This is a genomic window from Arthrobacter sp. 01L42 (assembly GCF_056400005.1).
Map to the genome: position 1 here is coordinate 1 of NZ_JBFTSL010000015.1, position 14,673 is coordinate 14,673.

Consider the following 14,673-nt stretch of genomic DNA (forward strand, 5'->3'; position numbering starts at 1 on the left):
GTCGCCACCAAATGCCGGATCTTGATATCGGGGTGCATTTTGCTCATGACCCGAGCAAAACCGGTCCGAGTGTCCACGATGTCCTGAGACACACTGTCCACGATGTCTTGAGACAGAAACGTCCATTAAGTCATGAGACTCCACAGCTGTTCTGGAGGGTCCAGGACAGCCACAACTGATAGCCCATCGCATTTAAAACCTCAGTCGCCGATGTAGCGGTCGCGCCCGGCCCGGTACCCGAACACCGCTGCTAGAGAGCCCACCAGCATGAACAGCACACCCGCCGCTGCAAAGGATCCGGTGGACTGGTGCAGCTGGCCGACCAGGAGCGTGCCGCTGGAGCCAATCCCGTAGCCCACGCCCTGCATCATCCCGGAAAGGTGGGCCGCGGTGTGCCCGTCCCGGGTGCGGACCATGATCAGCGTCAGCGCGGCGGCGGTCAGGCTTCCCTGCCCCAGGCCGAGCAGCCCGGTCCACAGCCACAGGAGTTCCACAGGCCCGAAGATGCTCAGCGCGAAGCCACCGCCGGTCATGAGCGCCACCGCCGTGTTGAGGGCACGCTGGTCCCGGAACCTGGTGGCCAGCGCCGGCGCGAACAGCGAGCCCAGCATCTGCAGCGCAATCGAGGCCGAGACGATCAGGCCGGCCGTGCCGCCGTCCACCCCCCGTTCGCGCAGGATCGGCGCCAACCAGGCGAAGACGCTGAAGGACATCATGGCCTGCAGGACCATGAACCCGGTCACCTGCCAGGCCACGGCGGAACGCCAGACGTTGACGCCGCCGGCCGGCCGCGCCGCCCCGCCGGGACGGGCCCGGAGCGCCGGCGGCAGGAACAGCAGAAGGACGACGCCGGCCGGCAACGCCCAGAACCAGAGCGCCGCCGTCCATTCCCCGCTCGCGCGGAAGACCGGGAACGTGAAGCCGGCACCGAGCGCGGCCGAGGCACAGATCGCCGTGGTGTAGAGGCCGCCCATGAGGCCCAGGCGATGCGGGAAGTCACGCTTGACCACGCCCGGCAGCAGCACGTTGCACAGTGAAATCGCGGCCCCGCACGCGGCGGTCCCGGCGAGCAGAGCCGGAAGGTGGCCGGCCGCCGGCAGCTCCAGGGGCCGCAGCAGCAGCCCGGCGGTGAGCACCGCCATGGCACTGAGCAGCACCCGTTCGGCCCCGAACCGGCGTGCCAGCCCAGGGGCGAGCGGAGCGAACACCCCGAGCAGCGTCACCGGGACGGTGGTGAGCACCATGACCGCCCAGGCCGGAAGCCCGGCGTCGGCCGTCACCTCCGGCAGTACCGCAGCGAAGCTCGAAAAGACTGTGCGGAGGTTCAGCCCGATCAGGACCAGGCAGATCCCCAAATACGCGAGCTGCCGGCGGCCGGCAGCGCGCGGCGGCCCGACGGGGCCGTCCCGGAGAACGGCGCCGGCCGAATGGTCCAACTCGTCAGTTTTCCCAGCTGAGGTCACCCGCCCCATTCTTGCAGGCCCGCGTCTTCACCCCTTCCCTTCAATCCTTCCTCCGCGGCCGGCCCGCCGGGGCGGCCGCGGGATCCCCGGGCGGCCCGGCCCGGCGAACTCAACTATTCTGGAAGGGATGAGCGAATCCCCAGAATCCCCCGGCCTGCAGGCAAACCCGGAGTCCGGCGTCCCGGACCAGAGCCAGTTGCCGCGCCCCGTGACCCCCGGCAGCCAGGCCTCGTTCGGCACCTATGGGGGCCGCCCGGTCAGCTTCGTGCGCCGCGGCACGCGCCTTCAGGGCCGACGCCAGGCGGCCTGGGAGGAACACGCAGACCGTTGGGCGGTTGAGGTCCCCCGCCATGTCGCCAACACCTCCGTCCACCCGGACTATGTGTTCGACGCAGAGGCCGAATTCGGCCGCACGGCTTCGCTGGTTGTCGAGATCGGCTCCGGACTGGGCGACGCCGTTTGCCACGCCGCGGAGCAAAACCCGGACAAGGACTTCCTGGCCGTGGAGGTTTACACCCCCGGCTTGGCCAACACCTTGATCAAAATCAACAGCCGCGGACTGAGCAACGTGCGGGTGGTCGAGGCGAACGCCCCTGAGGTGCTCGCAACCATGCTCCCGGCCGGCTCCGTCACGGAACTATGGGTGTTCTTCCCGGATCCATGGCACAAGTCCCGGCATCACAAGCGCCGCCTCATTCAACCGGCGTTCGCTGATCTCGCCGCCCGGGCCATCAAGCCCGGCGGCATCTTCCGGATCGCGACCGACTGGTCCAACTACGCCGTTCACGTCCGCGAGGTCATGGCGGGCTCGGCGGAGTTCGAGAACCTGCACGAGGGCGAGCGCGCCGGCGCGGACAGCCCCCTGACCCAGGTGTGGGAATCCGGCGTCGAGTCCCGCGTGGGCGGAGCACCGGTCAAGGAAGGCCGGGCGCCGGTCAGCACCGAGCACACCGGACCCAACGAGGGCGTCGACGGGACCGGTGGGTGGGCGCCGCGGTTTGAGGGCCGTATTCTGACCAGTTTCGAAAACAAGGCGCACGAAGCCGGCCGCCTGATCTTCGACCTCAGCTACCGCCGGATTTAGGCACCACGGCGCGCGGGTACCTTTTGTTGAGCGGCTTCGCGTGGCACGATTACGGAACGAACCACGCTGGGTAGTACTAAGGAAACGATCATCAAACGAGAATTGAACGACGCTGCTGACGTCGCCGAGGACGTCACCAATTCGAAGCCCCTCGAAATCGCAGCGCGGGCCGGGTTCGCCGTGTCGGGGTTGCTGCACTTCCTCATCGGGCTGGTCGCGATCCGGCTTGCCATGGGCGGCCAGGGCCAGGCCGATGTCAGCGGCGCGGTGGAAGAGCTCGCCGGGCAGCCAGCGGGGCCGTTGCTGCTCTGGACGTCGTTTGCCGCCTGCGTGGCGCTGGCCATCTGGCAGGCGTCCGACGCCATTTTTGATTTCGGGCACCTGCCGACCAAGAAAAAGGTCGGCAAGAAACTCAAGGCTGCCCTGCAGGCCGTGGTGTACACCGCGTTCGCCCTGACGCTCGCGTCGGTCGCTACCGGGGCCGGCTCCGACAACCGCGAGTCGACGTCCGATATGACCGTAAACCTCATGAAGGCACCGGGCGGCGTCGCACTCCTGGTGATTATCGGCGCCGCGGTAGCCGTCACCGGGGTCGTCTACGCGATCCGCGGCTTCAAGAAGTCCTTCATCAAGTACCTGCGGATGCCGTCCCAGCCGCAGGCGCGCACCGCAGTGACGGTGATCGGCATGGTGGGCTACGTTGCCAAAGGCTTTGCCCTGCTGCTGGTGGGCCTGCTCATCATCATCGCCACGGTGAAGGCACACCCCGAAGAGTCAACCGGGCTCGACGGCAGCCTGAAGGCCCTGCGGGAGCAGCCGTTCGGCGTGTACCTGCTGGCCGCAGTGGGCGTAGGCCTGATCTGCTACGGCATCTACATGGCGATGCGGGCCAAGCTCGCGAAGATGTAGGCCCGCGTCGGTTTCCATGTCCCGGACCGGACGGACCGCCGCGCCCCACGAGTGGGCTACCCCTGGGGCACGGCAATGACAGCAACGGTCTGCTGCTGCTCATCGCGCATCTCGACACTGGCGATCCTGGCCAGCTGCACCGGCGTCGCCCCGGTGATCCGGACTCTGCCGGTGGGCGTCGCCGTCCACGCGCAGGCGCGGTCCACGCCGCCGTCACGGTCCTTTACCCAGAGTGAGAGGGTCCCGGCGACGGGCAGGCTGCGGCCGTCCACCGCCAGTTCGGTGCCCCAGGTCTTCTTGACGAGCCCCACAGTGACCTCCAACCCGCTGCTGGCCGCAACGGAATAGCTCGCGTCCGGTTTGGCGGGTTGGTTCAGCAGCGGACCAGCCAGGATCCCCAGCCCCAGGCATGCGGCGGCCGCCGCGGCCACCGCCGACGTCCACCGGCGCCGCACCTTCCGGCGTCGGGCGGCGAGCTCGTCCAGGAGCCGGCTTGGGACAGGTTCGCGTTCCGGCGGGATCAGCGCGCGGTCCCGGGCGGCCGCCGCCGCGGCGGTGAGCGCGACGGCGTCGGACACCGGGATCGCGTCCAGCAGCGCGGGGAGGCTGGCAAGTTCGTCCAGCTCCTGACGGCAGTGGGCGCACACCGCAAGATGCTGCTCGAAGGCCGCGGCTTCGGCCGGCTCCAGCCCGCCGAGCAGGTACGCGCCGAGGTAGTGATGCAACTCGGTCCCGTTCACTGCTGCACCCCCATTTCGTCGAGGATCGTCCGTAGGGCCCGGACGGCGTAGAACGCCCGGGACTTCACCGTGCCGCTGGGGATCTTCAATTGGGCGGATGCCTCCTGGACTGTGTAGCGGCGGTAGTGGAGCGCAACAAGGACTTCGCGGTGTTCCGCGCTGAGCCGCAGCAACGCCTCTTCCATCAGCACCTTGTTGAGCAGCTCGTCAATGCGCCCCGCGCCGACGCCGCCTTCCGGGAGGGCCTGGACATCGCGGTCGCCGGCTTCCTGCGGCCGCCTTTGGGCCTTGCGGTAATTGTCGATCATGATGTTGCGTGCCGTCCGGAACAGGTAGCTGCGCAGGCTGCCTGTGATCTGCGGCGCCTGCTGCCAGACCCGCAGCACCGTCTCCTGGACGACGTCGTCGGCGAGCTGAGGATCCCGGGAGACGCTGAGGACAAAGCGTTTCAGGGCCGTTCCGTGGTCGCGGTAAATCGCAGCCACGACGTCTTCGTCCAGCGGCATTGCCCACCTCCCGGAAATTCGTGCTCTGCCCCTCTACGACGTACGGGCAGGCCCAATAGTTCAGTGTGCCCCAGGACAGCCCGACACGAACATGTCGGTTCCGCCATGAACCATTCCGCTCTCCATGGCGTCGTATCTCGTAGCGCCGGCCTCCGAGTTGGGCTGGCTCGAGTCTAGGAGCAGCAAATGAAGAAGCATCTCAGCATTGGCTTGTCCGCGTTCGCTCTGGCCGCCCTCCTGTCCGGCTGCGGCGGCGGAACGACCACGACGCCGACGTCGGCGGCACCGGCCACGTCGGCTCCCGCAGAGTCCAGCGCGCCGGCGAGTTCCGCGCCGGCGTCCATGACCGCGGCGGAGCTCTCGGTGGGCGAGTCCAAGGCGGGCCAGATCGTGGTGGCCGACCAGGGACTGAGCGTCTATTTCTTCACCAAGAACACGAAGGATTCCGGGAACAGCGTCTGCACCGGCGCGTGCCTGACGTCGTGGCCCGCTGTCACGTCGACGACGGCGACTCCCACAGTTAACGGCGTCACCGGCAAGGTCGGAACCATTCCCACGGCTGACGGAAAGATGCAGGTGACCATCAACGGGATGCCGATCTACTACTACTCCAAGGACCAGGCCGCGGGGGACATCAACGGCCAGGGCGTCGGCGGGGTCTGGTTCCTCGTGTCACCCTCCGGGGAAATGATCACGGCACCGCCAGCCGGGTAGGCTCGCCGGCCGCGGATCCGCCGGGCCCGGTCCGCCGGGCAGGAAAACTAAACCCGGCACGGCCGGGCCAGAGTTAGTCGGCACGGGTTGCTCAACACGGCACGGCCGGCGCCTGCATTTGGGGGCAGACGCCGGCCGTACCGGAAAACTGTCGCGGAAGGCCGCCTACGGGCGGGCCTTTTCGAACTCCGCTGACCCTGCGAACTCAACAGCCCCTTCGAAGTCAACAGCCTCTTCGAACTCCACAGCCGCGAGGATTTCCTGGGTCCGCGGATTGAGCATGAAGGCCTCGTCGTCGTCCTCCAGCATGAGGAATTCGCCCTGTTCCGTGGTGAAGTGCCAGGCCAGGGTGGTCTCCCCGTTGTGCTCATAATTCGGATCGCCCATGGTGATCCGCACCAGGCTGTGGCCCGCGAGGGCGCACAGCTCGCGGATGATCTGCTCGAACTCCGGCGCGTCCAGGAGCGCCTCCTCCGCGGCTGCCGCCTGGCGCTCCGCGAGGTCGGAAAGCCGGGCCACCCGCCCGGCAATGTGGGCGTCGAGGTCGTCGTCGGAAAGGACCAGCAAGTCCTCCTGGCCGCGCAGCCACGCGGCATTCAGCGCAGCGATGTCCTCTGTTGCGAGGATCGACTCGAATTCCCCGTCCAGTTCTTCGATGCGCCGAACGGCGTCGGAGACCCCGTCGCCCGGTTCGTCTTCCTCTGTGCTTCCGGCGGCCCAGCCGCTGCCGCCGTCGAGGTAGCTGTCGACGTCGGTGTCGGTCAGGGCGCCGAAGGCGGCCACCGTGCGGTTGAAGAGCTCCAGGTGCGCGGCGGCACCCATGGCTTCCAGGCCTTCCCGGACGTAGGGGTCGACTTCCTCGCGTTCGGGCGCGGTGAACACGTACTGCGCGAAGCCGCCGGCCAGCGCCTGCGTCAGGTAGAAGTCCACGTAGTAACTGCGCAGCGCAGCCGGGGAGATCTCTTCCGTGTCCAGCAACTCCTCGAACATGGCGTTGACCACGTTGACGTTCGCGTCGACAACGTCCTCGTTTCCGCTCTTGAGGCTTTCGGTGGTCAGCACGGTGGGGTAGCTGTGGGCGGACTGGATGGTGGGCTCACTGTGGGTCATGCGGAATCCTTACTGCTGGCGCTGCTGATACTCCGGACCTCTCCACGGTAGGGCCGTCGTCACGGCGGGCGGCCGAGCCCCGGTTGAACGTCAGGCGAAGTTTAAGCGGCGCTTGTGCTGGCGGCGGCGAAGTTCCGGGGTCCCGGCCGGCTCGGTAAGATGGATCAGATGACCACCTGCCGAAAGTAGCGCGCACATGCCATCCCATCCGGACGAGAGTGCGGCACTGGCAATACAGACTCCCGCGATCAACGACCGCTCCCTCGCGGCCGGGCTCGCCTACGCCATGGGGAGCCGCGTTTCCGGGATCTCCTTCGACGCCGCCACGGGCCTGCTGCTGGGCAAGGTGCGGGGCGGTTCCGACGTGCCCTATTCCACGACGGCGAAGCTGGTCCGGAAGGCAGGCGGCTGGAGCTGCACGGTGGGCGTCTGCAGCTGCCCGGTCCGCAAGGACTGCAAGCACGTGGCGGCCCTGCTCTTCGCGGCCGAAGACAACCCCGCCACCAGGATGCAGCTGCTGGCCCCCGCCGAGGGCACGCGGCTGTCCCGCCAAAGCGCGCCACCGGAAATGGCCGACTGGGAGCAGGCCCTTAGCCCCCTGATCGCCCACCCGGGGATCACGCCGTCCGCCAACGGCACCCCGCTGGCGCTCCAGTTCGACGTCGAGGAACCCGCCCCGCACTTTTCCTACACGGGCCGCCGCGACCCGCTCCGCAGCGTCCGCCAGCTCAAGGCACGCCCCGTCATCATGGGCGCCAAGGGCAAGTGGATCCGCGGCGACGTCTCCTGGAGCACGCTGAGCTACCTGAACTACCGGCGCGAATGCAACGAGGCGCACGTCGAGTGGATGCAGGAATTCCTCGCCTCGCACACCGCTGTGGCAAACCGCCAGCACTCCGGCACCGGACTGTGGCTGGGACTGAACACCTATGCCGGCAAGAACCTCTGGAGCCTGCTGTCCCAGGCCCAGAAAATCGGCGTCGCCCTGGTGCACAGCCGCGGCACGGAGCCGGTGCGCCTGGTCGAGCAGCCTGCCGCCGTCGGGCTGAACCTGGCGCGCATCGGCACCGGCGGGGACGACGGCGGTCTGGAGCTCGCGCCGACCATCACGGTCGAAGGTGAGGTGGTGGATCCGGCGTCGGTCGGGACCATCGGGCGCCCGGCCCACGGAATCTTCCTGGCGTCCGGCGGCGGCGCCCTGCCCGGTACCGCCCCCGCCGACCCCGTCATCACCCTCGCCCCGCTGGAAAGCGGTCTCAGCGAGGAACTGCTGACCTTCGTCACGGGCGGGACCACCCTGCACATCCCCGCACGGGACGAAAGCCGCTTCCTGACCGGGTTCTACCCCAAGCTCAAGCAAACCGCCCGGGTTACCGCCTCCGACGAGTCGGTGGAACTGCCCACGCTCGCCGTCCCCACACTGTCCCTGCTGGCCAATTACGGGGCCGACCACCGGGTCCGGCTGCATTGGGAATGGCACTACACGTCCGGAAACCTCGTCACGGCGCAGCCGCTGTGGCGGCACCCGGGCGATCACGGCTACCGGGACGACCCGGCCGAGGCTCGCATCCTCGAGGCGGTCGGGCAGCCCTGGGACGTCGTGCCTGCCCTGGGCGAATCCGCGACCGGCGGCTGGGGCACGCCGCGCCTGGCGGCCACGGCAGAGCTGGCCGGACTGGACACCCTCGCCTTCACCGAGGACGTGCTCCCCCGGCTCCGCGACCTCCCCGACGTCTCCGTGGATACCTCCGGCGAGATTGCGGACTACCGCGAAGCCGACGAGGCCCCGGTGGTGGCGATCTCCACAAAGGCGACGGACAGCCGCGACTGGTTCGATCTGGGCATCGTCATCACCCTGGAGGGCCAGCCGGTTTCCTTCGCGGCACTGTTTTCCGCCCTCGCCGCCGGCCAGACCCGCATGCTGCTCCCCAGCGGGGCGTACTTCGCGCTGGACCTGCCGGAGCTGCACCAGCTGCGGGCCCTGATCGACGAGGCCCGCTCCCTGCAGGACAACCCCGGCGACAAGGACGCCCCGCTGCAGATCAGCCGCTTCCAGGCCGGGCTGTGGGACGAGCTCGCACACCTGGGCATCGTGGATGAACAGGCCGCGGCGTGGCGCGAGTCCGTGGGCGGTCTGCTTGAAGGTGGCATCAAGGGCCTTCCGCTGCCCGGGTCGCTGAACGCCGAGCTGCGCCCGTACCAGCTGGAAGGCTTCAACTGGCTGAGCTTCCTGTACCGCCACGGCCTCGGCGGCGTGCTGGCCGACGACATGGGCCTGGGCAAGACCGTCCAGGCCCTCGCACTGATCTGCGCCGCAAAAGACGCCGCCGCAGGCGATGAAGCCGGGCCCGGGTCCGGGGCCGCCCCGTTCCTCGTCGTCGCCCCCACCTCCGTAGTGGGCAACTGGGAGGCGGAAACGGCACGGTTCGCGACCGGGCTCAGCGTGCGCGCCATCGGCGAAACCTTCGCCAAGAGCGGCTCGCACCCGGCCGAGGCGATGGCCGGAGCGGACATCATCATCACCTCCTACGCCCTGTTCCGGATCGACTACGAGGCCTACGCCTCCCAGACCTGGGCCGGGCTGGTCCTGGACGAGGCGCAGTTCGTCAAGAACCACCAGTCCAAGGCCTACCAGTGCGCCCGCAAACTGCCCGCCGCCTTCAAACTCGCCATCACCGGCACGCCGCTGGAGAACAACCTGATGGAGTTCTGGGCACTGACCTCGATCGTGGCTCCCGGGCTCTTTTCCAGCCCCAAACGGTTCGCCGAGTATTACCAGAAGCCGGTGGAGAAGAACGGTGACAAGGGGCAGCTGGACAAGCTCCGGCGGCGTGTCCGGCCGCTCATGATGCGGCGCACCAAGGAACAGGTCATCAGTGACCTGCCGCCCAAGCAGGAACAGATCCTGGAAGTCGTGCTGAACCCGCGGCACCAGAAGGTCTACCAGACCCACCTGCAGCGGGAGCGCCAGAAGATCCTGGGCCTGATTGAGGACGTCAACAAGAACAGGTTCACCATCTTCCAGTCGCTGACCCTGCTCCGGCAGCTGAGCCTGGATCCCTCGCTGATCGATCCCTCCCTGTCCGGGGTGCGTTCCAGCAAGCTCGATGTCCTGTTCGAGCAGCTCGCGGACCTGGTGGCCGAAGGGCACCGGGCCCTGATCTTCAGCCAGTTCACCGGTTTCCTGGGCAAGGTCCGGGAGCGCCTGGTCGAGGAGAACATCGAGTTCTGCTACCTCGACGGCGGCACACGCAACCGCACCGACGTCGTGAACGAGTTCAAGAACGGCGCCGCGCCGGTATTCCTCATCAGCCTCAAGGCCGGCGGCTTCGGCCTGAACCTCACCGAGGCCGATTACGTGTTCCTGCTGGACCCGTGGTGGAACCCGGCATCGGAGGCCCAGGCCGTGGACCGGACCCACCGGATCGGCCAGGCCCGGAACGTCATGGTCTACCGGCTGGTCGCCAAGGACACGATCGAGGAGAAGGTCATGGCGCTCAAGGCGAAAAAATCCCAGCTCTTCGCCGACGTCATGGAAGGCGACGCACTCACCGGCGGCGCCCTGACGGCGGAGGACCTGGCGGGCCTGTTCAACGACTGACGCTGACCAACCCTGAAGCAGCGCTTCAGCCGCGCTTCAGCCAAGATACGGCCGACCGGGGTCCGCCCGCAGCCGGGCCAGCAGCGTCGCGGCGATTAGCGCCGTCGTCATTTCCAGCGCGATGACTGCCAGCAGCGCCCCGGAACCCGACGGCGCCGCACCGGCGCCGCCGGCCCCTGCGGCCACTGCGGCGGTTCCATGGTGACTGTGGCCCGTGCCGCCGGCTCCCGTGCCGAGGAGCAGGACCGCGTGCACCGCGGTCATGGCCAGGGCCGCGGCCATCACCTGACGAAGGGCCCTGAGCCTGCCGTGGCGCCAGATGTGCACGGCGCACGGCAGGCACACTGCCACCATGGCGAGCATGAGCACGTTCAGCCAGGTCCCGTGCTGGTTCCCGGCGGCCAGCCACAGATGCGCGAGGCACGACGCCGCGGTCACGGCGGCGCAGATCCGGGAATGGAAGACGACGCCGGCGGGGCCGGCCCGGCGGCCCAAGCTGGCTGCGACACTCACGGCGTCGGCCTAGCTGTGGCAGTGTGCGCCGGCGTCGCCATCGCCATGGCAGCCAGAGGACGGTTGAGCGTTGGCCGGCACGTCCAGCACGGGGCTGCGGTCGAAGAAGCCCTCGGGCCGGAGCTTGAAGCCGACCGTGTCCACCGGCATGATGGGCCAGTCCTCCGGACGCGGGAAGTGGGTCAGGCCGAAGGTGTGCCACACCACGATGTCCTGGCCGTCGATGTCGCGGTCCTGGGCAATGTAGGCCGGCAGGCCTGCTCCCCCGGCGTGCTGGTTGACGAAGTCGCCCGTGGGGTACCGCTCCTCCTCCGCGAACCGGGTGACCCACAGGTCCTTCGTGGCAAAGGCCGCGCGCCGGGCGATGGAGGACTCCGGGTCCGCCAGGAGAGTGGGCTGGCCCTGGGCATGCAGCTTGTATCCCACGGGATCGCCCAAGCGGTTGCGTGATTCCGGGTTGGAAATGATCCAGGTCCGCCCGCTGCGCGCGTCGGCTTCCCGGACGGCTTCCGACTCGCGCGCCAGGACGGTCCGCTTCCGTGAGAACGCGTTGCCGCGTTCGTTGCCCTCGCCCATTCCCTGGCGGACCACGTCCTCTTCTTCGACCCGGTTGGTGAGGCCGTCGACCGCCATGTCCAGCCGCGCGCTGAACAGGTGCTGGTGGTACGGGGCGCCCAGGCCCGGAGCCAGTTGGGAGATGTTGGCCGAGCCGCCTTCGGGGTAGGCGGAGGTGAAGACTACGCCGGTGGCCTTGGCCTCGAACTCGATGGTGCCGTCGAGGTAGAGGTACCAGTAGAAGCCGTAGTCGTAGTTGCCGATGGTGGTGAAGAACGAGATCACCAGGCGGCGGTTGCGGCGGGTGTAGTTGATGCCCGTCCAGAGGTCGCTGTGCTTGGCCAGGATCCCCCAGTCTTCCTCGTGCATGCAGATGCCGTTGCGGATCTCGCGGGGGTTGCCGAAGGCGTCGCTGATGACGGGGCTGAGGTAGGTGATCTCGCCGAGGCAGTCGCAGCCCAGTTCCAGGGAGTTGGCGTACTGGCCCACGAGGTATTCGCCGGTGTCGAAGTAGTTCTGCCACGACCGGATCGGCGACGGGTCCCCGTACGGGACCACCATTTCGGCGATCGATGCACGGTTGATGATGGGCCGCAGGCGGTCGCCGTCCTGGAAGGCAAGGTTGTGCAGCACCACCCCCTCGCGGACGTCGAAGCCGACGTCGACACTCCACTTTTCCCATTCGACGTGGTTGCCGCCGGTGACCGTGAAGCTGGGCCCGTCCGGCTGCGTGATGTTGATGGGCTTCTGCGTGGTGCGCAGCGGGCCGGTGAGCTCCGGATCGGTGTAGTTGCCGTGCTCCGCGGGAATCGGGACGGCGCCGGTGTCCAGCACCTGCGTCACTTCCTGGCTCACGACGTCGACATAGGCCACGAGCCCGTCCACCGGGTGCGCCCAGGCGCTGTCCTCGGGGAAGTCCTGCACGAAGGCCAGACCACGCAGGATCCGGCGGCCCCTTTCCTCCGGGTACTCGAAGACGCCGGCGGACAGCGGGGCAACGCGGACCTTGCTGACGTCCAGACCGCGGCTGGCGAGGGCCTTGAGCCAGCGCTCGTCCGTGGCCAGGAGCTGTTCGACGACTTCGAATTCCTCCTCGAGCACCGGGAGCTCGCCGGTGGCCGCCGTGTCCAGTTCGACGGCGGAAACCACCGTGCCACTGGAGACCGAAACGGTCACATCGGCCGGCCTTCCCCCTGCGGCATCGTGCAGGAAGACCCGGAACCGGCGGTCCTCACTTTCGGCCGGCGCGTTCCGGGCGGGGTCCAGCAGACCGAGGTACGCGATGCGCCGGGTCCCGCCCAGCAGTCCCGCGGCACGCAGGATGCCCTGGACCGCGGTGATTTCGGCGCCCGTGGCCAGGCTGTAGGGGCTGTAAGGGGTGCGGGTGTCAGTTTGTGCGGTCATCATGACGGCCTTCGTTCGGTGACCCTGGCGGGTCAGAACTTTATTTTCTATAGTTGTAGAGAATACGGAAATGTAAGCTGTGCCACAAGAGTCCGACGCAAAATATTTGGGGAGCTGTCCGGTGCCAAAGATTGTCGACCACGACCAGCGGCGGCTTGAACTCGTCGACGCCACGTGGCGGATCATCGCCCGGCTCGGGATTGAAAGTGCCACCATGCGGGAAATTGCCCTCGAGGCAGGCTTCGCGAACGGCGCCCTCAAGCCCTACTTCCCCACCAAGGATGACCTGCTGACCTTCGCGTTCGGGCACGTCTTCAACCGCACCAACGAGCGCATCGCTGGAGTCACCGCCGGGCAGGCCGGGCTGGCGGCCCTGCGGTCGTTTTGCGTCGAGGTGCTGCCGCTGGATGAGGAGCGGATCAACGAGGCCCGGATTGTCATCCCGTTCTGGCAGAAGGCCATCAATGACCCCGGCAAGGCCCGGATCCACCGGGATTCGATGGAGCAGTGGCTTGCGGCGATGCGGCGGTACCTTGCCGAGGCGCGGCAGGCCGGCGCCGTCACCACCGCCGTCGACGACGCCGCCCTGGCCGGGCAGCTGCTTAACCTCCTTCTCGGCGCGCAGATTACGGCGGCACTCACCCCGGAAGGCCAGGTGGAACTCGGGCTGAACGAGCAGCTGGAGGGCTTCCTGACCCTGCTGGCCTGCTAAGCCCCAGGCAATCTTTATTCGCCGAGCGTCGAAAAAAGATGACATCGGCGGGCCGCGCCGCTACCCTGAAAGGACTGTGTCCCATGACACATTCCAAGAATTATGACGGCGTCAGGATCTTCGATGACTGCAGTTGCAACCCGCCCAGTGGCCAGCCCCGCCGGACAGGATGTCCTCACCAGCACAGCAGAATCTTTCGACCACTGGAGGCACCTGGTCGCCGAGTCCTTCGTTCCCCTGGCCGCCTCGAGCGCCGATACGGACAACTTCCGCGGCCGCATGCGGGCCCGCAGGCTGGACCGTGTGGCACTCGTCGAGGTCTCCTCCTCGAGCCATGAGGTCCACCGCACGCCGGCGCTGATTGCGCAGTCCAACCAGCGCTATTTCAAGCTCAATCTCCAGCTGCAGGGCACCGGGCTCCTCATCCAGGACAACCGCGAGGCAGTCCTGCATCCGGGGGATCTCTCCATCTATGACACCAGCCGCCCGTACACGCTTGCCTTCGAGGGCGACGCCCGGCTCATGGTGCTGATGTTTCCCGGGGACGCGCTGTCCCTGCCGCCGGACTGCATCGCGCAGCTTTCGGCGCTGCGGATGGCCGCCGACGGGGGCCTCGCCGCGATCGTCGGTCCCTTCATCGCCCATCTCGCGGAGAACCTGGAGGCGCTGAGCGGCCCCAGCGGATCGCGGCTGGCCACCAACGCCCTCGATCTCGTCTCCACGATGCTGCATTCAGAACTGGACATGTCCCCCGACCGTATGAGGCCCCAGGCCCTGTTGGCGGCATCCGTCCGCGAGTACATCGATGCCCACCTGGCCGATCCAATGCTGTCACCGGCGTCCATCGCGGCGGCCCATTTCATCTCCACCCGGCACCTGCACAACGTCTTCCATGAATCCGGGACCACCGTGGCGAGCTGGATCCGGACCCAGCGGCTGGAGGGGGCGCGCCGCGAACTGCGCGATCCGCTCCTGGCCGGAATGCCGGTCGGAGCCGTGGCCGCGCGCTGGGGCTTCCTGGATGCGGCCCATTTCAGCCGCACCTTCCGTGATGCCTTCGGTGAGTCCCCCAGCGACTGGCGGCGCGGCGCCTGAGCCTGGCCTTCACCCCCTGCCGAGAGCACCTGCCGTCGTCAGCACCCGCCAGCCGGGACTCAGAGGCGCCCCGTCATCAATAGCGGTCGTCAGTGCGCGATTCGTCCTCATGCCGTCCCGCCTTCGGCCGGGCGGGACCGGGTCATGCCGGTTGACGCCAGCCACAACATCTCAGTCCAGTTTTTTCCAAGGGCTATTCCGGACAATACGAGGTGCTCGGACGGCGTTCGCGGCTCCCACTATGCGAACACGTCCAAGCCAGGTTCG

General features: G+C 67.9%; 12 protein-coding genes. 6 read left to right on the forward strand and 6 right to left on the reverse strand.

Translation table 11 applies throughout. The features are described 5' to 3' along the window. Positions 1–200: 200 nt before the first annotated feature. A complete protein-coding gene (locus AC1DN2_RS13775; protein ID WP_476850798.1) occupies positions 201–1,436 on the reverse strand; it encodes an MFS transporter in 1,236 nt (411 codons plus the stop codon). Between the two features lie 154 nt (positions 1,437–1,590). On the opposite strand from AC1DN2_RS13775, the gene trmB reads away from it, so the two are divergent. Continuing rightward, the gene (gene trmB, locus AC1DN2_RS13780) at positions 1,591–2,547 is read left to right on the forward strand and encodes a tRNA (guanosine(46)-N7)-methyltransferase TrmB (protein ID WP_476850729.1); all 957 of its coding nucleotides are present in this window, start codon (positions 1,591–1,593) and stop codon (positions 2,545–2,547) included. A gap of 102 nt (positions 2,548–2,649) precedes the next feature. Continuing rightward, positions 2,650–3,456 (forward strand): DUF1206 domain-containing protein, encoded by an 807-nt coding sequence (locus AC1DN2_RS13785; protein ID WP_476850730.1) that lies wholly within the window; start codon positions 2,650–2,652, stop codon positions 3,454–3,456. Positions 3,457–3,512: 56 nt separating this feature from the next. Here the strand turns inward: AC1DN2_RS13785 and AC1DN2_RS13790 are convergent, their stop codons facing one another. Both AC1DN2_RS13790 and AC1DN2_RS13795 read right to left on the reverse strand, forming a co-directional pair. After that, complete coding sequence (locus AC1DN2_RS13790; protein ID WP_476850731.1) at positions 3,513–4,196, reverse strand: anti-sigma factor family protein; 684 nt, start codon at positions 4,194–4,196, stop codon at positions 3,513–3,515. Then, entirely contained in the window at positions 4,193–4,702 is a 510-nt protein-coding gene (locus AC1DN2_RS13795; protein WP_026538160.1) for a sigma-70 family RNA polymerase sigma factor, read from the reverse strand. Before AC1DN2_RS13795 ends, AC1DN2_RS13790 begins: the two co-directional genes overlap by 4 nt. A 186-nt stretch (positions 4,703–4,888) precedes the next feature. Here AC1DN2_RS13795 and AC1DN2_RS13800 point away from each other — a divergent pair, with 186 nt between their 5' ends. Next, positions 4,889–5,416 carry a COG4315 family predicted lipoprotein gene (locus AC1DN2_RS13800; protein WP_476850732.1) on the forward strand — a complete coding sequence of 176 codons (528 nt, stop codon included), beginning with the start codon at positions 4,889–4,891 and terminating at the stop codon, positions 5,414–5,416. A gap of 165 nt (positions 5,417–5,581) precedes the next feature. Here the strand turns inward: AC1DN2_RS13800 and AC1DN2_RS13805 are convergent, their stop codons facing one another. Beyond that, positions 5,582–6,526, reverse strand: a complete 945-nt coding sequence (locus AC1DN2_RS13805) for a DMP19 family protein (RefSeq protein WP_476850733.1) — start codon at positions 6,524–6,526, stop codon at positions 5,582–5,584. A gap of 196 nt (positions 6,527–6,722) precedes the next feature. Between AC1DN2_RS13805 and AC1DN2_RS13810 the strand changes: the two genes are divergently transcribed. Further along, positions 6,723–10,127, forward strand: coding sequence for a DEAD/DEAH box helicase (locus tag AC1DN2_RS13810; RefSeq protein ID WP_476850734.1), 3,405 nt, complete (start codon positions 6,723–6,725; stop codon positions 10,125–10,127). A gap of 36 nt (positions 10,128–10,163) precedes the next feature. Here AC1DN2_RS13810 and AC1DN2_RS13815 read toward each other — a convergent pair whose 3' ends face one another. Continuing rightward, positions 10,164–10,640: a hypothetical protein gene (locus tag AC1DN2_RS13815; RefSeq protein WP_476850735.1), complete on the reverse strand. Its 477-nt coding sequence runs from the start codon at positions 10,638–10,640 to the stop codon at positions 10,164–10,166. 9 nt (positions 10,641–10,649) lie between these two features. After that, a complete protein-coding gene (locus AC1DN2_RS13820) occupies positions 10,650–12,602 on the reverse strand; it encodes a primary-amine oxidase (protein ID WP_476850736.1) in 1,953 nt (650 codons plus the stop codon). 118 nt (positions 12,603–12,720) lie between these two features. Here AC1DN2_RS13820 and AC1DN2_RS13825 point away from each other — a divergent pair, with 118 nt between their 5' ends. Beyond that, positions 12,721–13,311 (forward strand): TetR/AcrR family transcriptional regulator, encoded by a 591-nt coding sequence (locus AC1DN2_RS13825; RefSeq protein ID WP_223917200.1) that lies wholly within the window; start codon positions 12,721–12,723, stop codon positions 13,309–13,311. 123 nt (positions 13,312–13,434) lie between these two features. Beyond that, positions 13,435–14,406 carry an AraC-like ligand-binding domain-containing protein gene (locus AC1DN2_RS13830; protein WP_476850737.1) on the forward strand — a complete coding sequence of 324 codons (972 nt, stop codon included), beginning with the start codon at positions 13,435–13,437 and terminating at the stop codon, positions 14,404–14,406. Positions 14,407–14,673: the final 267 nt, after the last annotated feature.